General features: G+C 30.8%; 1 pseudogene. It reads left to right on the top strand.

What is annotated here, in order from left to right:
* Positions 1-276, top strand: a pseudogene (locus IM284_RS23620) (hypothetical protein); the annotation flags it as partial.

Raw genomic sequence — 276 nt, 5'->3', positions numbered from 1 at the left:
CTTTAAATATATAACTAAAAACTATAGTCCTGATAACTTTACTGATTATTTTCCAGTTCCTCGTGATGATTTGCTTCTTTATATATCGATTGTGGGTGGTTTTTTCATATCCACTCTATTTAAAGTAACAGGGAAGTCTATAAAATCGCTCAATGACACCATACTTTTTCTTTCGGCATCTATTATTCTCTATCAAACATATACTGTTTCTGATGCGAATATTATTTCTAAACTTGAAAGAATGATAAGTATCGAGACACTGGCAATTTTCAAAGC

The sequence above is a fragment of the Enterobacter cloacae complex sp. P12RS genome, assembly GCF_014895875.1.
GTDB classification, from domain to species: Bacteria; Pseudomonadota; Gammaproteobacteria; order Enterobacterales; family Enterobacteriaceae; genus Enterobacter; species Enterobacter bugandensis.
The sequence above is the reverse complement of the archived record's forward strand: the minus strand, read 5'-3'. Positions and strand labels throughout refer to the sequence as shown.